The sequence below is a fragment of the Litorivivens sp. genome (genome assembly GCF_057445395.1).
Window position 1 is genome coordinate 99,723 of sequence record NZ_JBVBUV010000002.1, and the last position, 19,718, is coordinate 119,440.

Consider the following 19,718-nt stretch of genomic DNA (forward strand, 5'->3'; position numbering starts at 1 on the left):
TTTAATCTCTTGACCCATTGCGGTAGATTTAGCCCACCCTAAACAAACTGATAACTGGAACATCGAGTGAACAAGTTTGCAGCACCCTTATTGTCCATCGCCCTACTCTGCGCCGGGCTCTCAGTACCACTGACCGCCACGGCACAGGAAGAGGTCCGCTACGTTACCGACCGACTCTATGTTCCGTTGCGCAGCGGCAAAAGCCAGAGCCACCGCATCTTGCACAAGGGCTTGCCCAGCGGCACCGAAGTTAGCGTGCTGGAAACCGACGACGAAGCCGGCTACAGCCTGATCCGCACCCGTCGCGGGCTGGAGGGCTGGATGCTGTCGCGTTATCTCGACAGAGAACCGGTTGCAGAACTCAAGCTGGCTGAAGCCACCGCACGCCTGAAAGCGCTGGAAGAAGAAAACAGCAAACTAAAAAGGGCGTTCACCAACGCCGCCGGCAATTCTAAAGAAGCCAAAGAAATCGTTGCGGAGCTGGAGCAGCAAAACCTCGAGTTGCAAAAGGAGCTGGAGGAAATCAAACGGGTTTCCGCCAACGCCATCAAACTGGATCGCGAGTACCAGCAGCTGTCTGAAGCCAAACAGATGCTGAGAGATAAAGTCGACGTTCTCGAAACCGAAAACAGCCGCCTGCGGGAAAATCACGAAAACGAGGCCTTTCTCAATGGTGCCTTCGCAGTGATTCTGGGCATACTTGCCGCCATAATCATTCCCCGCCTGAAGCCCAAAAGACGTTCGGAGTGGATCTGATGCGCACTGCCCTTTTTGCTGTTTTGTTGTTTGTCTCTGCGATTGCCAACGCACAGAACCCATTGGTCACCCTGCACACCACCAAAGGTGACATCGTGATTGAGCTTTATCCGGATAAAGCGCCCATCACCGTCGACAATTTTCTGAGTTACGCCAAAAGTGGCTTTTTTGACGGCACAATCTTTCACCGCAGCATCCGCCGGTTCGTCATCCAGGGCGGCGGCTTCACCAAAGACCTCGAAGAAAAGCCAACCCGCGACCCCATCAAAAACGAAGCCGACAACGGTCTGACTAATGATCGCTGGACAGTCTCCATGGCCCGCACCAGCGACCCGGACAGTGCAACCTCGCAGTTTTTCATTAATACTGGCCTTAACCTGAGCCTGGATCGTCGTGGCGGCAAGGATGGCTATGCCGTCTTCGGCAAAGTTACCGAGGGACGCGAAGTCGTGCGGGAAATCAACAACCTGCCGACCCACACCGTGGGCTTCATGCGCGACGTACCCAAAGAAAGGGTTGTGGTCGAACGCGTTACTGTCAGCGAGGCCGGGCCGACATCATGAGTGTTGCTCTGAGTATCAACCTCAATAAGATTGCCCTGATCCGAAACTCGCGAGACACCGAATATCCCAGCGTTACCCAACACGCCCAGATGTGTATCGATGCTGGCGCTGACGGCATCACAGTGCATCCGCGACCCGACCAGCGCCATATCCGCGCCGACGATTGCTACGAACTCGCCAACATGCTCAGCGTTGAGTTCAATATAGAAGGCAACCCATTCGCCGCACCCATGAAATCGGATCGCGCAGGCGTCAGCGACTACCCCGGCTTTCTGGAAATCGTTCGCCGCACTCGACCCGCCCAATGCACCCTAGTACCCGACAGCAACAGTCAGCTCACCTCGGACCATGGATTTGATTTGGTGCGTTCTTCCGATGAGCTGCGACCCATCATTGCCGAATTAAAAGCACTGGGGTGCCGGGTAAGCCTGTTCATGGATCCAGACACAGCGCAGATAGCGCTAGCCAAAGAAGTTGGGGCCGACCGCATAGAGCTCTACACCGGCCCCTATGCGCACGCCCACGAGCAGGGTGACCACAGCGCAAGCCTACAGCAATTTGCGCAAGCCTCGTCGTTCGCGGCTTCTATTGGTCTTGGGGTCAATGCTGGCCACGATCTCAACCTGAAAAACCTAAGCGTCTTTCGACAAGCTCTGCCGGATCTACAGGAAGTTTCGATTGGGCATGCCTTTACCGTGGATGCGATTGAGCTGGGGCTAAAGAATTGTATTGCGGCTTATCAGCAATGCTTGGGTAAATAAGCTAACGAATGCGGGCCAGTGGGTAACTGCATTATTTCAGACTTGCACGGAACGTGCAGAGAAAAACTTCAGATACAATCAGAAGATTTGGTGGAGCTAGGCGGGATCGAACCGCCGACCTCTTGCATGCCATGCAAGCGCTCTCCCAGCTGAGCTATAGCCCCCCACGCGAGAAGGTGCGCATCATAAGCAGACTGCCTTTGCCTGTCAACTCGAATACGCCCCTCACCCGCAATTTTTTCAGCGACTGATTTCCTCGTAGCGTTTTTCCAGCTTTTTCAGCTTTTTCTTACCTACACCGCCTAACAGATCCAGCGCGTTGCGCAAGCGTGCACGGCTCATATCCGGCCCCAGAACCACCATCGAATCGAACACAGAGATCGACGCCGTGGTACCGGCCACCGCAATAAACAACGGCGCGACAAAATCTTTCATCTTAAGCTCCATCGCATCAGCCACCGTTTTCAATGAAGCAAAGATCTCATCGCGATTCCATTGGCGAAGATTGTCCAGTTGCCATACGCAAAACTGTAGCAGCTCCAGCAACTGATCCTCTTTCACCGCTAAACCGTCAAAGCTGGCAGCGGATAGCGGCAGCTTTCCCGAAAAGAAAAAAGCGGCTAGTGGCGCGAGATCACTAAACGTTTCCATTCTCGCTTGCGCGTGAGGCAAAATCTCCAGCAGCCTATCGCGATTAAACGCCCAGTCGTGAAGCCGGTCAGCCAACTGCTCAAGACTCAACTCTTCGCGAATCCACAGGCCGTTTAGCCAGGACAGTTTCTCCACATCAAAGATGGGACCGCCAAGGCTCACGCGCTGAATATCGAACGCGGCAATCATATCGCTGAGGGTGAATTTTTCACGCTCATCGGGCATCGACCAGCCCATCCGCCCAAGGTAGTTCAGCAGGGCTTCAGGCAGAAAACCCATCTTCTGGTAGTAAAGGATACTGGTCGGATTCTTACGCTTGCTCAACTTGCTTTTGTCCGGATTACGCAGCAGCGGCAAGTGGCAGAGTTGGGGCATATCCCACTCAAAATACTGGTAGAGTAACTTGTGCTTTGGCGCGGAGTTAATCCACTCTTCGCCACGGATCACATGGGTAATCCCCATCAGGTGATCGTCCACCACATTAGCCAGATGATAGGTGGGCAGCCCATCAGATTTCAGCAGCACCTGGGCATCTACCTGTCCCCAGTCCAGCTCCACGTCACCGCGCAACATATCATTGATAACGCAACGCCCCTCCTCCTCTGGCACAACCATACGAACGACATAGGGATCGCCGTTAGCCTCGCGTCGTGCAACCTCGTCCTCGGGCAACTTTAGGTCGCTGGGCTTCAACGCACTGTGCTGGCCGGCCTCGCGGCGGGACTCACGCAGGGCATCAAGTTCCTCAGCAGTTCGATAGCATTTGAAGGCATGACCCTTTGCCAGCAATTCATTCACATGTTGCTGGTAGATGTCGCTGCGCTCACTCTGACGATAAGGCCCTGCCTCGCCCCCCACATCCGGGCCCTCATCCCAATCCAAGCCTAGCCAACGCAGGGAATCCAGAATCGCCTGCTCGGACTCCGGAGTTGAGCGCTGCTGATCTGTGTCTTCCACCCGCAACAGAAATTCACCGCCATGCGCCTTGGCGAAACAGTAGTTAAACAGAGCGATATAAGCGGTTCCGACGTGCGGATCGCCTGTGGGAGATGGCGCTACTCGGGTGCGTACTGCGGTCATAATGATTCCTGTTGCCGAATTACATACAATAGGCGGCGATTATACGTGTTCACCTCTCGCAACTCATCCGGTAACTGCTTGTGTCATCCCCTGAAATAGATCGTCGTTTCTGCGTAGCCCCCATGATGGACTGGTCCGACCGTCATTGTCGGGTGTTCTGGCGCCAGCTGACCGAGCAGGCTGTCCTGTATACCGAAATGGTCACCACCGGTGCCCTGCTTCACGCGGAGCCAGCACGGTTTCTGGACTACGACGATTGCGAGCACCCGGTGGCACTACAATTGGGAGGCAGCGACCCAAGCGCACTCGGGAAATGTGCACAAATGGCTCAACAATGGGGCTACGACGAAGTTAACCTCAATTGCGGCTGCCCTTCTGACCGCGTACAAAACGGCAGCTTTGGCGCCTGTTTGATGGGCGAGGCCAATACCGTCGCTGAAGGGGTAAAAGCCATGCGCGACAACTGCGATATTCCCGTTACCGTAAAACACCGCACCGGTATTGATGATCTCGATTCCTATGCCTTTCTCTGCGACTTTGTGGGCACAGTGGCCGACGCCGGCTGTTCGGTCTTTATTGTGCACGCGCGCAAAGCCTGGCTCAGCGGCCTGAGCCCCAAACAGAACCGGGAAATACCCCCACTGGAATACGACAAGGTCTATCAGCTCAAACAAGATTTCCCGGCACTGGAAATCATTATCAATGGCGGCATCCACACAACCGAAGAGGCAAAACAACACCTCAACCATGTCGACGGCGTAATGATGGGGCGAGCCGCCTACCAAAACCCCGCCGTGCTATGCTCAGTAGACCGAGAATTTTATGGCTGCACAGCGCAGCAGCCGAGCCCAGAACAGGCTATCGACGCGTTTTATCCCTACGTGGCAGCACAATTGGCTAATGGCACTCGCCTCAACCATATGACGCGACACGTGCTTGGGCTGTTTAACGGTCAGCCCGGAGCACGCCAGTTCCGACGCCACCTGTCGCAGAATGCACACAAGCCCGGCGCAGGTCTTGAGGTGTTAAAAGATGCCGTCAATTGTCTCAACAAACCACCACATTTGCGGGTACACTCGGGGTAACCGCCTGATAAATAATGGAAGATTATGAGTAACAAGCTCGATCAATTACGACAATTCAGCGATGTAGTTGCCGACACGGGGGATATCGTTGCCATCAAGCGATTCGAACCCCTCGATGCGACTACCAACCCCTCACTGTTGCTCAAGGCCGCTTCACTGGACGACTACCAGCCACTGATTCGCGAGCATGCAGCAGCGCTACAACCCGGCAGTTCCACCGAGGATATGCGCAGCACTGTAAACCGTCTGGCCGTGGCAATAGGCAGTGAAATAGCCGCCATTGTGCCGGGCCGCGTATCCACCGAGATTGACGCCCACCTGTCCTTCGACACACAAGCGACCATTGCCCAGGCCAATGAGATTATGAATCTCTACGCCGAACGCGGCATCGGCAGGGAAAAAGTGCTGATCAAAATTGCATCCACTTGGGAAGGCATCAAGGCTGCGGAGCACCTTGAAAAGCAGGGAATCAACTGCAATCTGACGCTGCTGTTCAGCTTTGATCAGGCGCGCGCCTGTGCCGACGCCGGCGCCACCTTGATATCACCCTTTGTTGGCCGTATCTATGATTGGTATAAGGCGCGCGGCGAAGCCCAAACCAATCCCGATGAAGACCGCGGCGTACAGTCGGTCAAACGTATCTTCAATTACTTCAAAGCCTACAACTATAAAACGATTGTGATGGGCGCGAGCTTTCGTAATACCGGACAGATTGAAGCACTTGCGGGCTGTGACCGGCTGACCATCAGCCCTGCCCTACTGGAAGAACTCAGCTTGAACGAAAACCCGCTCTATCAGCGATTGTTCGCCGACAATGCGAAAAGCGACGATGAGCGCTGCGCGGTAGACGAAGTTGCATTTCGCTTCCGCCTCAACGACGATGCCATGGCCACCGAGAAGCTGGCAGAAGGTATTCGCCTGTTTGCGGCTGATCAGCGCAAACTGCAGAAGCTGCTCATGGAGATGTCCTGATGCTCAAGCAGCTCAGTGACTTTTTCCGAGACAAGCTTAGCCCTACGTCAGGTGACGACCGCGACCACCGCCTTCGTCTGACCAGCGCGGCACTGCTTATCGAGTTATCAAAGGCCGATTTTGAGCAAAATCCGGAAGAACTCGAGGCCATTCGTGCCCTGCTGCGTCGCGAGCACGATATCAGCGAGCAGGAGATCGACGAGCTGATGCAGCTCGCCGAGCAGCAGTTCCAGGAAGATAATGCCTACCACCCCTATACAGCGCTCATTAACGAGCACTATAGCCCCGAACAGAAATGCCAGCTGCTGGAAACCCTCTGGCAAGTGGCCATGGCGGATGGCGAAGTATCAAAATACGAGGATCACCTCATCCGCAAGATTGCCGATCTGATTTATGTTCCGCACCGGGACTTTATCCAAACAAAACTTAAAATCACCGAAAAATCAACGTAATACATCTCCGACCTCTGCAACAAAAGTGTCACACTAACCACAGTTTTAACGACGTTACCAAAAATTAGCGACACGATGTCGACAACAAAACCAACCGTTAGATTTCAAACATCACACTTTAGGGTAAACTGCACAAATAATACGCGACGACAATAATATGCTGGGAAGGATCCTGACTTGGAAGTACCGTCTACATCACCCATGGCACAGCGCCTATCAAGCATAGCCGAGCGCCTGTTGCCGCCATCCATCAGTCGCAGTGGCGAGTACTACCTCAGGGGCCATCTACTACTCGCACTGCTGTTGCTGAATATAACCTTTTGTTTTTTGACGATCCCGGTCTACCTGATACTGATCGGCTTTAACAGCGTGCTGCTTCCCATCGCGATGGCAGTAGACATTATCTGCCTGGCAGGCTACTTGCTGGCCCTATATATATTAATAAAGCGAGGGAATTTCGCACTTTCAGCACACATTACCTTTGGCGTGCTACTGGCGGTAAACATGCTCGCCACTCAGCTCAGCGGAGGGTTTATAGAATCACCGGTGCCGCAACTCACACTTTTCACCCCCATATTTGCCTTTGTGCTATTTGGCATGAAGCGCGGTATTGTCTGGCTGGCCATTACCGTTTTGCTGTGCCTGATCTCTCTTGTGCTCAGCCACTATGGCTTGCTCTCGTACCAATTCATCCCTGAGCAGCAGACACGGCAGACACTGGAGATCATCTGTTTTTTTGTGCTGATCTTTATGGGGACCACGGGCCTGGTGTTCTACGAATGGATGTACCGCGACTTACAAAACAAACTAAAGGAAGAACGCGACAGCTACGTCTATCAGGCCAGCCACGACATGCTCACCGGCCTGCCCAACCGCTTTCAGTTCTTTGAATATTTTGAACGCACCCTGGCTCGCGCCCGCCGCCATAAACAGAGTTTTGCGTTGGGCTATATCGATCTCGATGGCTTCAAACCCATCAATGACAACTTTGGACACCACACTGGTGACGTTATTCTGGAAACCATCGCCCAGCGTCTGAACGATGTTATTCGGGGTGAGGATATGGTCGCCCGTTTTGGTGGTGACGAATTTACACTGCTGCTCCCGGACATTACCGACCGCTCGGCGGGCGATACCGTGCTGAAACGTATCAATGAGGTTTTGGCCAAGCCCATCGTAGCGGATGAACAAACGCACCGCGTGACAGCGAGTATCGGCGTCGCCCTGTTTCCGGGCGACGGCGATAGTGTCGATGAATTGTGCCGCAACGCTGATATCGCGTTATATCGAGCCAAAAAGAAAAACAACACCTACTGCTTTTACGATGAGATCGCTGTGCCGGCACAAGCTTGACTTAGCCACTCAGGTGAAATACTTCGCTCATGGGCAGGGCGCCCCGGCATCGGCCCAGTCCTCGAGGTAGGACACAAATTCCGCATGCGGGTATGGTGGTAGCGTGCGGTCACCGCCCGGTGACCAGCCCCATAACACCAAAGCATCCACTGTCATGTGATGCACCAAATCCGAGACACTGCGATTGCCGTTTTTACTGCGATCCAACAACGCTTCACACAGCTGAGTATCATCAAGATTTTCCCACCCCATACTCAGCGGTGCCAGATGCCAGTGCGGTGCGCCAGGCACCTTGCCGTCCGCTACATTGCGATCTTGGTGACAGGCGTTGCATTGTAGTGTTGGCGCGCCGTGCCCATCCTTACCCCTAACCACGAGCTGGGCATGACGCAAACGCTGGTCGGTCTGCCGGGGAAAGTTGGTAACCGTGTGACAATTCATACAGCGCGGATGCCGCAAAACCTCGGCTATCGGTCCAAATGCGTGCGTAGACGCCCCCTGAGCCAACACAGAGCCGGGCACGATGGTGAAATACAGAGCGCTCAGTACAGCAGCAGAAAACAGATTTCGCACTACGACCTCCTTAATCAAATGCCAACCGCGCATGGCGCGACAGAGGTAACACCGGATAAAGCTCTCCGGTGGCGCTGGAAATCGCATTGGCCAGAGCCGGCGCCACACAGGGCACACCCAACTCTCCGACACCACCGGGGTGCTCAGTTGACGGCAGAATACGAGTTTCTATTTGCGGTGTCTGGTACATGCGCAAAACCTGATAATCGTGAAAGTTACTCTGTTTCACTTCACCATTATCAAGCGTTATTTCACCAAACAGAGCTGTAGAAAGCGCGAACACAATACCGGATTCAATCTGCGCTTCCACAAGATCCGGATTGACCGCCGTGCCACAATCCACGGCACTGAAAATACGTTTCAAGGTTACCCGGTCGCGCTGCGCCTCGGTGACAACCTCTACCTCAACAACCTGCGCTATCACACTGGCATAAGAAGCAAAGACGGCAATGCCGCGGTGAACATTCGCGGCAGGAGCACTCTCCCAGCCCGCCATGTCTGCAACGGCATTGAGCACCGCCAAATGGCGTGGCTTGCTCTGCAACATGCTGCGGCGCTGCGCTAGCGGGTCCTTGCCGGCAGCACGCATCGCATGGTCAAAAAATGTTTCCACAGCGTACACATTGGTTGCGTTTGCGACCGAGCGCACCCACAACACTGGCACCCGGTTAAGCACCGCATGGGTATCGACATAGACATTTGGAATGTCGTAGGGCATTTCCGTCGCCCCCTGACTGGTCTGAACCTCCTCGGTCACCAGACCAGTTACCGCCTCTACCAGAGGGCTTATCAACAAGGTCTGGCTCGCTACCCGGTGCGACCAGGCCTGCACATTCCCCTGCGCGTCCAGTGACGCCTTCAGCTTGCAGGCTGTGTAAGGACGATAATAACCACCACGAATATCATCTTCCCTGGTCCAAACCACTTTCAGCGGCCTGTTTACGGCTTTTGCAACATGGGCCGCTTCCTGGATATAGTCAAAGTTGAGGCAAGCGCGGCGCCCAAAACCACCACCGGACAGCAGGTTGTTAAACTGCACTCGATCTGGCGTCAAACCAAGTATGGTTGCAGCAACCAATTGATCCATATCGGGCCATTGGCTACCACACCAGATTTCACAACTATCGCCCCGATAATCAATGGTCACATTCAGCGGTTCCATCGGCGCATGCGTCAGGTAGGGAAAGTGAAAATCCGCTTCCAGTGTCTGGGCTGCGCCCAAGTGCCCGAGTTCTCCCAACTGATCATTGCGCACGGGTAAGCCGGGCAGGCTATTGCGGTTGTCAAACTCAGCAACCAGGTCATCGGTCGACAGGGTTTCGCCGGCACTGGTCAGCCAATTGGCTGTAATAACCTTGCGCGCCTGCTCTGCCGCCCAGAAATTTTCGGCGACCACAGCGATACCTGACGGCACCCGGTGGCTGCCGATAAAGCCACTAACGCTGTAAGCAGCGCTATCGTCCCAATCAAGCAACGGCGCACCAAACACAGGCGAGCGCATCACCATCACGGTAACCATGCCGGGAATTTTGAAATCGAATCCGTAATCCAGAGAACCGTCTGACTTCTGCTTTGCGTCAAGACGCTCCTTGGATTGGCCGATGATTTTGAAAGACGCAGGATCTTTCAGCACGGGAGACGACGGCGGTGTTTTGTCGGCAGCTGCTGCCGCCAGTTCGCCGTAACTCAAACGCCGCCCCGAGGCGTCGTGAATAACAAAGCTGTCTTCGGTGCGCAGACTACTGACAGGCACATTCAGTTGATCCGCAGCGGCCTCCATCAGCATCGCCCGAACGGCCGCGCCTGCGCGCCGCTGCGAATCGTAGTAACCGCGTACCGTGGTGCTGGCCGCAGTGATCTGCAAACCAGCCTGATCCAGGTCCCCCAAGCCACCTTCAGCCTGCCAAAAGGGATTGCCGTAGGTAATAGCGGAGGCTGGCGATTGCTCCCAACTCACCCGAGTCCAGTCTGCATCCAGTTCTTCAGCAACTATCATCGGGACGGCCGTCATCGTGCCCTGTCCGATCTCGGCTGCACCGACAATGATCGTGACAAAGTTGTCGGCGCTGATACGAATAAAGGCGTTTGGTGTCCAACGCTCAGCATTGGGGTCCGGCTGAGGCTCGGGTTCGCGTTCCGAACCACCACCGCGCCCCGGATTGTTGCCCGAATCACGCGACCGGCTGCTCCCAGAATCCCATTTGCAGGCTACCAGCAAGCCACCACCAGCTATCGCTGTCGCTCGAAGAAAATCGCGTCGCGGCAGTCTGCTCTGTTTCATGCGAACCCTCCCGCCGCCAGTTCGTGCACTGCCTTGCGAATACGCGGATACATTCCGCAACGGCAGATATTCCCGGACAAGGCCTCGTCGATATCCTGATCGCTCGGCCGGGGTATCGCCTTGAGCAAGGCCACCACTGCCATAATCTGCCCCGATTGACAGTAACCACACTGCGGTACATTCAGGCTTTTCCAGGCACGCTGCACGCGGACACCCAGAGCGGTTTCGTCAAGCGCTTCAATGGTGGTCACGGATTTTCCGGCGACGGCCTCTACCGGGGTGACGCAGGCGCGCGTAGGCTGGCCATCTACATGCACGGTACAGGCACCACACAGCGCCCTGCCACAACCGTATTTGGAGCCAGTAAGGTCCAGCTCGTCACGCAACACCCACAAAAGGGGCTTATCGGGTTCGACGACCGGCTGCTCGGCCCGCCCATTCACCGTCAAGGCGATCGTTTTCTTTTGTTCGGCCATGCCCACTCCACACCTGCTTTCACTATGACCCGGTGCTGCGCCCCGGTTAGCCACATTAAAACTGCGCCATATGCTAGCGGTTCACATAGCATGTTGCCAGTAAACACATCTCACTCTACGGAAAAATCTGCTCGTTAGATGAAAAAAAACCGGCACTGATTAGCGCCGGTTTTTTTATTTTTAAACAACTAGTTGCGTTAGCGAGGCTGCATTCGGATACCGCCGTCAAGACGGATGCATTCGGCATTCATATATTCATTTTCGGCGATCATGACCGACAGATGGGCGATCTCCTCAGGGCGCCCCAGTCGCTTGGGATTGACCACCGCCGCCTCCAGCGATTTATAAGCTTCTTCCGGCAACATTTCAAACAATGGCGTGTGAATCAGCCCCGGCACAATGGTATTTACCCGAATGCCGTAGGACGCCAAATCACGCGCCATCGGTACGGTCATACCCACCACACCGCCCTTGGAAGCACTGTAAGCCACCTGCCCTATCTGGCCCTCGTAGGCTGCCACCGAGGCGGTATTGATAATCACGCCGCGCGCATTGGCATCATCGTATGGGTCATTTTTTGCCATCTGTTCGGCTGCTAGGCGCGCCACATTGAAGGTACCCACCAGATTCACATCAATCACCTGCTTGTAGGCATCCAGCGGAAAAGCTCCTTTTTTACTGAGGGTTTTGATGGCATTGCCGATACCGGCGTAGTTGTTACATATATGAAGCGCGCCATAGGTGCTCATTACACCGTCTATCGCGGCCTGCACAGAGTCCTCATCCGATACATTGACCTTGTAGAAACTGACGTTTTCGCTCCCCAATTCAGCAATAATGGACTGGCCGCGGTCTTCATTCAGATCGAAGATTGCCACCTTGGCCCCTTTCGCCACATAGGCCCGAACGGTTGCCTCGCCTAGCCCAGATGCGCCCCCGGTAACAATTGCCACCTTGCCTTGAATATCCATAAATATCTCCTGAAATCAGTTAGTTTTGACAATAGAGTGAGGCTTGGTCAGCCGCCCGTCGAGCGCACGGCGCCGCCTCTAAATTGCGGCCTTAGCGTCGCTCTGACAGCAAAAACAAACAATGATAGACCCTGACATCATATTGACATTTTCTTACAAGTGGCGATGCTGTACTTTAGTGAAATCATCAGGCTCGGAGCGCTGCCCACTGTGAACAGCCGTACCATCTCCATCTGTTTTGTCCGATCAATGCTGTCACATTGCCCGGAGCATCAGCGTGCGGAACTGTTTCGTCGGGCTGGTCTTGCGCCTGATATTATTCAGCAGGACAAAGCGCGAATATCGCCCGCCCAGTTTGCCCAGCTCAGCCGCTCGGCTATGAAAGTTAGTGGTGATGAAGCCTGCGGCCACTATCCGGGCAAGCTCAAGCTGGGCACCTACCGCTTATTGGCCCAGTTTGTGTCGGAGGCAAAAGACCTTCGTTCTGCCATAGCTCGCAATATTCAGTTTATCGACATCCTCGAAACCGGCTATCAACCACACTTCAAGGAAGCGGGCCGCAACGCGCATTATCAAATACAACCCGAGGCCGGCTGCACGGTTAGTCCCTGGGTGGTGGAGCAGCACCTGATGCTCACCCACCGCTTTATGAGCTGGCTGGTGGGCACCCCCATCCCCCTTAGCTATGTGGGATGCCATTATCCTGCGCCACCCCATCGCGACGAATACCACTTTCTATTTTTCAGCCCGATGCGTTTTGAACAAGCGCAGAGCGAATTGGTGTTTGAATCGCGGTTACTGGATTTGCCGGTTGTAAAATCCCACGACGATCTCGAAGCACTGGTGCGTCAGATGCCCTACAACCTGTTGTTTATGCCCAGCCACCAGAAGAACTATACCGACCAGATTCGCCGATATATCCGCAAATCCCTGCCTAACAGCCCAAGCTACGAGCAGATCTCGGAATCGTTGGGGCTGACACCGCAAACCCTGCGCCGCCGACTGCGCGATGAAGGCTGCGATTTTCGACAGATTCGCAATGAATTGCTGCGCGATATGGCCATTGACTTGTTGCAGCAAAGCGACGCCAGCGTGCAGGAAATTTCTTATCAGCTGGGCTTTTCCGAGCCCAGCGCCTTTATTCGCTCATTTCGAAACTGGACCGGCGTGCCGCCCAACCACTACCGACGCCAGGAAGCCGCCCAATTCAAGGCCGATAGCGTACAATCACCGTGAGCGGCCAACGCACGTCGCGCTCCCCTTCAGGCCACAAGCGCATAACATCGCCCTCGATCAACGCAACCGGGTCATAGCCTTCAACACGCTGACAATTCTTAACCGCCGACCAGGTACGCAAGTAACCTAACAAGTGTTGCGGCGTCCAACGGGCACGCATCGCAAAATCATCTAGCACTGGCCCCTGCCACGGAATGGGGATATCCACATAGGCATTTTCAACGTGGCGACGCTCTGTGTCCCAGAATTTCCCTACCGCCTCTGAGTAGAAGTCCCGGATCAGCTCATCGATATCCGGCGCAATCGACAACAGGTTATAGGTGAGCGCGACAAACAGCCCGCCAGGCTTTAACACTCGTTCAATCTCCGAAAAAAAGGGATCGAAGTTGAACCAGTGTAGCGCCTGGGCAACCAGAACCACATCACAGCTGGCCGAGTGCAGCGGCGCTGCTTCCGCTCTGCCGGCCAGATACTGGACATTCGCGCAAGGGCGAGCCTGAGCCACTTGCGGCAGGCTGAGATCGGTGGCAATCACTTGACGAAAATGCTCGGCCGCCAGCACCGATGCCTGCCCGGTACCACAACCACAATCCCACAGCAGGTCTGCACCGGGCGCCAAACTGGCCAACTTGGTAAATAGCGCCGCTGGGTATACCGGCCGATATTGCTGATACTTGTCTGACGCGAGGGAGAAACGGTCTTTCATGCGATACCTCCTAGAGCTCACATAGAGCCTACTCAGGAACGGCCGCCACCGCTATCCACTGTGCTTATAGCACCTATTCACCGGCACAAAAAAGGCCCTCCGAAGAGAGCCTTTGCGAGTGGGCTATTGCCCAAGCTCCGTAAGGGAGCTCCTGGATGGTTCGGTTCAACTCTGGCGCGTCAGGGCGAGAATCTCTCCGGTTTTGGTGTTTAGCTCACAGGTTGCGTCAAAAGTACCACCGGCTTGCGGGAAGATCTGAAGGCGAACCTGTTTCGCTGACCGCGGGCCTGACACGCCTTTAAACTTCACACGTGTTGGCTCTTCCTTGGCGAATTCGCTCAACGCGCCGGCCTTACATATGCTGGCCATTTCAGAAACACCTGTGCCGGCCATGGCAGGTGCGGACAACAGAATAGAGGTCGTGATGGTCGCTGTCAGTTTGAGTAATGTGTTCATGTCCCTGTCCTCAAGTGCTTAGTGTGAGTGGCGCTTGTGTCTGCCACGGGGAACACGTTACTATGTGCACACATACACGAGAATAGCCGTTTTGGCAGAATTGGTGTGCAGACATGCAGAACCTGGATTGGAACGACATACAATACTGCCTCGCGGTAGTAAAAGAAGGATCGGTCACTGCGGCCGCGCGTTCACTGGATGTTAATCACACGACTGTGTCGCGTCGTATCACCGCACTGGAAAAACAATTGAATGTGCGCCTGTTTGACCGGTCCACCGCAGGCTGGCTGATTACCCCGGTGGGTGAATCAGTGTTGAAGTCCGCCGAATCCATCGCCGAAGAAGTCAGCAACATCCAGCGCCAGGTACTGGCCGACAGCCAGGAACTCAGCGGCATCCTCAAAGTGACTGCGGTAGATCTCACGATCCAACGAGTTTTACAGCCGGGAATAAAAGCCTTCTGCGAAAAATATCCCGACATAGCTATCGAACTCATTGCCTCTGAAGACCCTTTCAATCTGTCAGTGCATGAAGCCGACATTGCCTTTCGCGTAACCAATGATCCACCACCGAATGTGCTGGGCAAGAAAATTGCTGATTTTGCCTATGGGGTCTATGCCACTCATGAACTTGCGGAGCGTATTGCCAAAGGCAGTAAAGATGTGGGCGCTATACTCTGGTTGCTAGATCAGAGACGCCCTCACCCGCAATGGAAAGAAGAAAGCTTTCCGGAGCTGCCTGTGCGTTATCGCGTTAACTCACTGAATGTAGCTTATGAGCTGACTCGCCACGGCCACGGCATTGCCCAGCTGCCTACTGGACTGGGTGAGCTCGACCCGCTGTTAACAAAAATCCCCTGTGAGTATGTTGATCAACCCATGGGGTTTTGGGTGCTGTCACATATTGATTTGCGCACCACCGCGCGCATCCGTATATTTCGGGATTTCATGCTAGAGGCGATTGCACCTCGAATTCCCATGCTGGAAGGAAAGGTCTCTGCCAAAGACTTGGACGGCATTGACGTTTACGGTGAGTTCGTCTCAGAAAAATAACAAACAGGAATCCGTCATGCCCACCACTTACTGCTGCCAGGATTGCAGCTATCAGGGCCACAATTTCAGGCAGGGTCGTTGCCCTGCCTGTGGCTCTGCCAATATCAGCCGCCGTAACAAAAGTGATACCGAAAAGCCTCTTGGCCCACTCAGCCTGATCATCTGTATTGCTCTGTGGATTATCCTTGGCGCCACGTTAATTCGGCGTTTTTTCTAAGCAGTGCGATCAGGCGCTGGCCGACATTTTCTCGCGAAACAGTTCCCGCAAATCTTTCTTCAGGATTTTTCCGGTTGGGTTGCGCGGCAACGCCTCAACATAAGCCAGTTGTCGCGGAATTTTATAACCCGCGAGTTTACCTCTGCAAAACGCCACCAGTTCATCTGGCGTCAGCTCAGCAGCCCCACCGCTCACCAACACAGCAAAAGGCACTTCGCCCCACTTCTCGTCCGCAACACCAATCACCGCTGCGTCCTGAATCTGCGGATGCCCCATCAAGATATTTTCAAGCTCTGCCGGGTAAATATTCTCCCCGCCGGAAATGATCATGTCTTTTACCCGATCCTGAATATAGACATACCCTTCCTCATCCATCCGGCCCGCGTCGCCGGTATGCAGCCAGCCATCGACAATGGTTTTCGCAGTGGCATCGTCGCGCTTCCAATAGCCTTTCATCAATTGCGGACCACGTGCCACAATCTCGCCAATTTCGCCCGGCGGTAGCGGATTACCCTGCTCATCTACCACCCGGATTTCTGTGCCGAATACTGCACGTCCGCAGGAGCGCAGCAAATGCGGTTTATCAGCTAACGCGGCGCGATGATCATCCGCAGTCAAGAAAGTTAGCGCCAGTGTTGCTTCGGTTTGCCCATAGCCCTGAATAAAATCACACTGGAATATATCCATGCACTGTCGCAGCAGGTCTTCCGCGATCGGCGAAGCACCGTAATTGATCGTATGGAGGCTGGAAAAATCTCGCTCGGCGATATCAGGTACGCAAATAATCGAAAACTGCAGCATCACCGGGATCACCGCCGTGGTATTGATCTTCTCCTGCTCGAGAGTTTCGATCATACCCACCGGATCGTAGTCACGATGGATCAGCATTGTGCCACCGTAAATCACCCCCATCAGCGCGCCAACCAGCCCCACGGCATGAAACAGCGGGGCTACAACCAGCCCTTTCTCGCCGACGCGGTGTCCTTTGCCAGTCGTCATGGGCGACTGATAGGTCACCAGCAACACATTGCGGTGCGTAATCAAAACGCCTTTGGGTAAACCCGTCGTGCCACTGGTGTACATCTGGAACAGCACGTCATCGCCGCCGGCTCGCGATTCACATATCGGCTCGCCCTGCTCTATCCAGCTGACAAATTCTGGGGCCTGGCTGCCACTGTCGTAGCACACGCAGGGCTGGGCACGCAGATAATCTCCCCGCAATGGGTCGAACTCTGCATCAAAGAACAGGTGTTTGATTTCCGCATCGCTGGCGATGAATTCCACTTCGGGCTGGGTAAGCCGATAGTTTAATCCTACCGCGACAGCGCCAAGGCGGGCACAAGCAAGGAAGGTGCACAGGTTATCGACCGAATTCTTGGCCAGAATACCCACCCGATCGCCGGCTTCGATGCCAGACGCTTCGAGGGCGCCCGCAATGCGGTCAACCCGTTGTTTGGCCTGGGCAAAGGTGAGCGACTGGCGGTCGTCGCTGGCCAACAGTAGTTCACCCCGCGTACTGGCATGAAAATCCAGGTGATCGGTCAAGCTGTAAAATAGCGACATACTCGCTTCCTCGCAGTGTTTTAATTATTAGGCTGCCAGCTAACTTGCCAATGCAGGCGAATTTAATCAGGCCGCATAGCGCAAGGTACAGTAGCGACGCCGGTGAATCGATGCGTCACCAAAGGTCACGTCAATCATCATCAACCGCTTGAGATAATGACCAATATTCATCTCATGTGTCACCCCCATCCCACCGTGCAACTGAACGGCCTCCTCCGCAACACGACGACCGTATTTTCCCACCATCGCTTTAAGCGCGGCGATTGCCTGGGCCTTATCGTCACTGTTGTCAGATACCGCGCACAAAGCGCTCACCAACATGGAACGACACTGCTCAGTATGCATAAACATATCTACCATGCGGTGCTGCAGCGCCTGAAACTTGCCAATGGGTTGACCAAACTGCTTGCGCGTTTTGCTGTATTCAACACTCGCTTTATACAGGTAGTCCATCGCGCCAACGGCTTCGGCACACAAAGCCACCACGGCCTCATCGACCACCGATTGCAGTAATGGGAACGCGTCTTCTTTCAGGCAGGCATCCGCCGGCAACTCACAATTGTCGAGTTGTACGTTGAGTGCTTCACGCCCATCCATCAGTTTCAAGCGCTGTGTGCTAACACCGCTGGTGTCCATCGGCACGGCAAACAGACTGATACCCTGAGATGCATCTGCATCACCGTCGGTACGTGCTGATACAATCAATACATTGGCATCGGCATTACTCACCAGCACTTTTTCGCCGCTGAGCACATACCCGTCGCCACTGCGCGAGGCGCTGGTCTGGCAGTGGTTCAGGTTGCAACGGGTCGTTCTTTCCTGCCACGCAACCGCACCCTGCAACTCGCCACCCATCAGCGGTGTGAGGTACCGTTCGCACAATGCAACATTTCCGCTACGTGCGAGCAGCTGCCCGCACAACAATACGGTATCCACAAAAGGCTCCAGTACCAACGCCTGTCCAAAGGCCTCCATGACGATCGCAGACTCGACAATCCCACCGCCATAGCCACCCAGCTCCTCACTGAATGGAATCGTCAGCCAGCCAAGTTCGGCAAAAGTTTTCCAGTGATCCGTACTGAACGCCGCTGACGCATGCAACAACTGTTCGCGCTGCTGCGGGCTATATTGGCTAGCGACAAATTTCTCCACGCTGTCTTTGAGTAGTTGCTGCTCTTCAGTGAGAGAAAAATCCATGATGACCTCCTACAGCCCTAATCCAAATTTCGCAATAATATTGCGCTGCACTTCATTGCTACCGCCGTAGATGGTGGTGGCACGGCCAAACATGTATTCGCGACGTGCCACGTTGCCAAATTCGTGGCCGCTATGAATGCCGTGATCCTCATCTGGCAACACACCACCATAGGCTGCGGCCACGTTCCAGAACAGGGTTTGTACCGCCTGTTGGCAATCGGAACCCTTGAGTTTCAGCAATGAGGATTCCATGCCGGGAGCCCCCCCTTTGTCTACCGCATTCAAAACGCGTAGCTCCAGATATTCCAGAGAGGTAACCTCCATTTCCACATCGGCCAGCTGGGCCTGAAAATCGGGATCGGCCAACAATGGACGACCACCGTGACTTTCCTGGGCCGCCAGTTCCCGGATGCGCTTGAGGGTTCGTTTGCAATAGCCAACCCCTGACAGAGCCGTGCGTTCATAGGTGAGAAGGGCCTTAGCATAGGTCCAGCCCTTGTTTTCCTCACCGATTCGGTTTTCCACCGGCACGCGTACATCCGTAAAGCTCACTTCGTTTAGATGATGCTCATCGTCGATGGAGATAATGGGAGACACGGAAATGCCCGGGGATGTCATATCGATTAGCAGGAAGCTGATGCCTTCCTGGGGCTTTCCTTCGCTGCTGGTACGCACCAGACAGAAAATCCAGTCCGCATGCTGGGCATAGGTGGTCCAGATTTTGGTGCCGCTGACGATATAATCGTCCCCGTCGCGCACCGCGCGCGTTTGCAGTGCCGCCAGATCAGAACCGGCGCCAGGCTCGGAGTATCCTTGGCACCACCAGATGTCGCTGGATTTTGTCGGTGGCAGAAAACGCTTCTTTTGCTCATCGGAACCAAAACTGTAGAGCACAGGCCCCACCATTTTGATGCCCATCGGTACAACATCGGGCGCACCGGCAAAAGCCATTTCGTTCACGTATATACTTTTCTGGGTCGCGCTCCAATCACACCCGCCATGTTCTACCGGCCAACCGTTAGCAGCCCAGCCCTTGGCGTCGAGTTTTTTCTGCCACTCGATCATACCGGCCTTGAACGATTCCGGGTGGCGGATTTTAGCCGCCAGTTCAGGCGTGTATTCACGCTGCATAAATTCGCGAACGCTTTGCTGAAAAGCGCGCTCTTCCTCTGTAAATTTGGCGTGCATATGTCCCCCTGCCATTTGGCCCATTACCTGCAAGCATCTCGCTAGCCACTCAGGGGGACAATGACCGGGAATGACATCCGGTTGACAGTTTGTTACAGGTTTTTGATCGATGACGCCAAAAGTTAATCT

The 19,718-nt window shown here is 54.5% G+C and carries 20 protein-coding genes and 1 tRNA gene; 10 read left to right on the plus strand and 11 right to left on the minus strand.

The genetic code is table 11. The features are described 5' to 3' along the window. The first annotated feature begins 66 nt into the window (after positions 1-66). From AC222A_RS01280 to AC222A_RS01290, 3 genes are read left to right on the plus strand one after another with little or no spacing between them, the layout of a single operon-like run. Positions 67-756 carry a TIGR04211 family SH3 domain-containing protein gene (locus tag AC222A_RS01280; RefSeq protein ID WP_372758140.1) on the plus strand — a complete coding sequence of 230 codons (690 nt, stop codon included), beginning with the start codon at positions 67-69 and terminating at the stop codon, positions 754-756. Then, entirely contained in the window at positions 756-1,319 is a 564-nt protein-coding gene (locus tag AC222A_RS01285; protein ID WP_372758139.1) for a peptidylprolyl isomerase, read from the plus strand. Before AC222A_RS01280 ends, AC222A_RS01285 begins: the two co-directional genes overlap by 1 nt. Further along, positions 1,316-2,080, plus strand: a complete 765-nt coding sequence (locus AC222A_RS01290) for a pyridoxine 5'-phosphate synthase (protein ID WP_372758138.1) — start codon at positions 1,316-1,318, stop codon at positions 2,078-2,080. Before AC222A_RS01285 ends, AC222A_RS01290 begins: the two co-directional genes overlap by 4 nt. Positions 2,081-2,168: 88 nt before the next feature. Here AC222A_RS01290 and AC222A_RS01295 read toward each other — a convergent pair. Beyond that, positions 2,169-2,244: transfer RNA gene (locus AC222A_RS01295), tRNA-Ala, on the minus strand. Between the two features lie 76 nt (positions 2,245-2,320). After that, positions 2,321-3,811, minus strand: coding sequence for a glutamate--tRNA ligase (gene gltX, locus AC222A_RS01300; protein ID WP_372758137.1), 1,491 nt, complete (start codon positions 3,809-3,811; stop codon positions 2,321-2,323). 80 nt (positions 3,812-3,891) lie between these two features. Between gltX and dusA the strand changes: the two genes are divergently transcribed. The 4 genes from dusA (at position 3,892) to AC222A_RS01320 (ending at position 7,673) form a co-directional block, all read left to right on the plus strand. Next, complete coding sequence (gene dusA / locus AC222A_RS01305; protein WP_372758136.1) at positions 3,892-4,896, plus strand: tRNA dihydrouridine(20/20a) synthase DusA; 1,005 nt, start codon at positions 3,892-3,894, stop codon at positions 4,894-4,896. Between the two features lie 24 nt (positions 4,897-4,920). Next, a complete protein-coding gene (gene tal / locus AC222A_RS01310; protein WP_372748553.1) occupies positions 4,921-5,868 on the plus strand; it encodes a transaldolase in 948 nt (315 codons plus the stop codon). Continuing rightward, the gene (locus AC222A_RS01315) at positions 5,868-6,320 is read left to right on the plus strand and encodes a tellurite resistance TerB family protein (protein WP_372748554.1); all 453 of its coding nucleotides are present in this window, start codon (positions 5,868-5,870) and stop codon (positions 6,318-6,320) included. Before tal ends, AC222A_RS01315 begins: the two co-directional genes overlap by 1 nt. A 177-nt stretch (positions 6,321-6,497) precedes the next feature. Continuing rightward, entirely contained in the window at positions 6,498-7,673 is a 1,176-nt protein-coding gene (locus tag AC222A_RS01320; protein ID WP_372748555.1) for a diguanylate cyclase domain-containing protein, read from the plus strand. Between the two features lie 27 nt (positions 7,674-7,700). Here the strand turns inward: AC222A_RS01320 and AC222A_RS01325 are convergent, their stop codons facing one another. The 4 genes from AC222A_RS01325 to AC222A_RS01340 form a co-directional block, all read right to left on the minus strand. Continuing rightward, positions 7,701-8,246 carry a hypothetical protein gene (locus AC222A_RS01325; RefSeq protein ID WP_372748556.1) on the minus strand — a complete coding sequence of 182 codons (546 nt, stop codon included), beginning with the start codon at positions 8,244-8,246 and terminating at the stop codon, positions 7,701-7,703. 10 nt (positions 8,247-8,256) lie between these two features. Continuing rightward, positions 8,257-10,527: a xanthine dehydrogenase family protein molybdopterin-binding subunit gene (locus tag AC222A_RS01330; protein WP_372748557.1), complete on the minus strand. Its 2,271-nt coding sequence runs from the start codon at positions 10,525-10,527 to the stop codon at positions 8,257-8,259. Continuing rightward, the gene (locus AC222A_RS01335; RefSeq protein ID WP_372748558.1) at positions 10,524-11,003 is read right to left on the minus strand and encodes a (2Fe-2S)-binding protein; all 480 of its coding nucleotides are present in this window, start codon (positions 11,001-11,003) and stop codon (positions 10,524-10,526) included. Before AC222A_RS01335 ends, AC222A_RS01330 begins: the two co-directional genes overlap by 4 nt. A gap of 197 nt (positions 11,004-11,200) precedes the next feature. Beyond that, positions 11,201-11,974, minus strand: coding sequence for an SDR family NAD(P)-dependent oxidoreductase (locus tag AC222A_RS01340; RefSeq protein WP_372748559.1), 774 nt, complete (start codon positions 11,972-11,974; stop codon positions 11,201-11,203). A gap of 210 nt (positions 11,975-12,184) precedes the next feature. Here AC222A_RS01340 and AC222A_RS01345 point away from each other — a divergent pair, with 210 nt between their 5' ends. Beyond that, on the plus strand, positions 12,185-13,210 hold the full coding sequence (locus tag AC222A_RS01345; protein WP_372749987.1) for an AraC family transcriptional regulator: 1,026 nt from the start codon (positions 12,185-12,187) through the stop codon (positions 13,208-13,210). Here AC222A_RS01345 and AC222A_RS01350 read toward each other — a convergent pair. Next, positions 13,182-13,916 carry a class I SAM-dependent methyltransferase gene (locus tag AC222A_RS01350; protein ID WP_372749986.1) on the minus strand — a complete coding sequence of 245 codons (735 nt, stop codon included), beginning with the start codon at positions 13,914-13,916 and terminating at the stop codon, positions 13,182-13,184. The two genes, AC222A_RS01345 and AC222A_RS01350, sit on opposite strands and share 29 nt — an antisense overlap. A 165-nt stretch (positions 13,917-14,081) precedes the next feature. Beyond that, positions 14,082-14,372, minus strand: coding sequence for a hypothetical protein (locus AC222A_RS01355; RefSeq protein ID WP_372749985.1), 291 nt, complete (start codon positions 14,370-14,372; stop codon positions 14,082-14,084). 113 nt (positions 14,373-14,485) lie between these two features. Between AC222A_RS01355 and AC222A_RS01360 the strand changes: the two genes are divergently transcribed. After that, positions 14,486-15,424 carry a LysR family transcriptional regulator gene (locus AC222A_RS01360; RefSeq protein WP_372758135.1) on the plus strand — a complete coding sequence of 313 codons (939 nt, stop codon included), beginning with the start codon at positions 14,486-14,488 and terminating at the stop codon, positions 15,422-15,424. Positions 15,425-15,440: 16 nt separating this feature from the next. Then, entirely contained in the window at positions 15,441-15,641 is a 201-nt protein-coding gene (locus tag AC222A_RS01365; RefSeq protein ID WP_486774562.1) for a hypothetical protein, read from the plus strand. A 9-nt stretch (positions 15,642-15,650) separates the two neighbouring features. On the opposite strand, the gene AC222A_RS01370 is transcribed toward AC222A_RS01365, so the two are convergent. From AC222A_RS01370 to AC222A_RS01380, 3 genes are all read right to left on the minus strand, one after another. Continuing rightward, positions 15,651-17,204 carry a long-chain-fatty-acid--CoA ligase gene (locus tag AC222A_RS01370; protein ID WP_486774563.1) on the minus strand — a complete coding sequence of 518 codons (1,554 nt, stop codon included), beginning with the start codon at positions 17,202-17,204 and terminating at the stop codon, positions 15,651-15,653. Positions 17,205-17,270: 66 nt separating this feature from the next. After that, a complete protein-coding gene (locus AC222A_RS01375) occupies positions 17,271-18,401 on the minus strand; it encodes an acyl-CoA dehydrogenase family protein (protein WP_486774564.1) in 1,131 nt (376 codons plus the stop codon). Between the two features lie 9 nt (positions 18,402-18,410). Next, positions 18,411-19,589 (minus strand): acyl-CoA dehydrogenase family protein, encoded by a 1,179-nt coding sequence (locus AC222A_RS01380; protein ID WP_372798545.1) that lies wholly within the window; start codon positions 19,587-19,589, stop codon positions 18,411-18,413. Positions 19,590-19,718 lie beyond the last annotated feature (129 nt).

What these genes read in the sequence shown, in the direction of transcription:
- AC222A_RS01285 (WP_372758139.1), top strand. Translation starts at nt 756, where the DNA reads ATGCGCACTGCCCTTTTTGCTGTTTTGTTGTTTGTCTCTGCGATTGCC.
- AC222A_RS01290 (WP_372758138.1), top strand. Translation starts at nt 1,316, where the DNA reads ATGAGTGTTGCTCTGAGTATCAACCTCAATAAGATTGCCCTGATCCGA.
- gltX (WP_372758137.1), bottom strand. Translation starts at nt 3,811, where the DNA reads ATGACCGCAGTACGCACCCGAGTAGCGCCATCTCCCACAGGCGATCCG.
- tal (WP_372748553.1), top strand. Translation starts at nt 4,921, where the DNA reads ATGAGTAACAAGCTCGATCAATTACGACAATTCAGCGATGTAGTTGCC.
- AC222A_RS01315 (WP_372748554.1), top strand. Translation starts at nt 5,868, where the DNA reads ATGCTCAAGCAGCTCAGTGACTTTTTCCGAGACAAGCTTAGCCCTACG.
- AC222A_RS01330 (WP_372748557.1), bottom strand. Translation starts at nt 10,527, where the DNA reads ATGAAACAGAGCAGACTGCCGCGACGCGATTTTCTTCGAGCGACAGCG.
- AC222A_RS01335 (WP_372748558.1), bottom strand. Translation starts at nt 11,003, where the DNA reads ATGGCCGAACAAAAGAAAACGATCGCCTTGACGGTGAATGGGCGGGCC.
- AC222A_RS01340 (WP_372748559.1), bottom strand. Translation starts at nt 11,974, where the DNA reads ATGGATATTCAAGGCAAGGTGGCAATTGTTACCGGGGGCGCATCTGGG.
- AC222A_RS01350 (WP_372749986.1), bottom strand. Translation starts at nt 13,916, where the DNA reads ATGAAAGACCGTTTCTCCCTCGCGTCAGACAAGTATCAGCAATATCGG.
- AC222A_RS01355 (WP_372749985.1), bottom strand. Translation starts at nt 14,372, where the DNA reads ATGAACACATTACTCAAACTGACAGCGACCATCACGACCTCTATTCTG.
- AC222A_RS01360 (WP_372758135.1), top strand. Translation starts at nt 14,486, where the DNA reads ATGCAGAACCTGGATTGGAACGACATACAATACTGCCTCGCGGTAGTA.
- AC222A_RS01365 (WP_486774562.1), top strand. Translation starts at nt 15,441, where the DNA reads ATGCCCACCACTTACTGCTGCCAGGATTGCAGCTATCAGGGCCACAAT.
- AC222A_RS01370 (WP_486774563.1), bottom strand. Translation starts at nt 17,204, where the DNA reads ATGTCGCTATTTTACAGCTTGACCGATCACCTGGATTTTCATGCCAGT.
- AC222A_RS01375 (WP_486774564.1), bottom strand. Translation starts at nt 18,401, where the DNA reads ATGGATTTTTCTCTCACTGAAGAGCAGCAACTACTCAAAGACAGCGTG.
- AC222A_RS01380 (WP_372798545.1), bottom strand. Translation starts at nt 19,589, where the DNA reads ATGCACGCCAAATTTACAGAGGAAGAGCGCGCTTTTCAGCAAAGCGTT.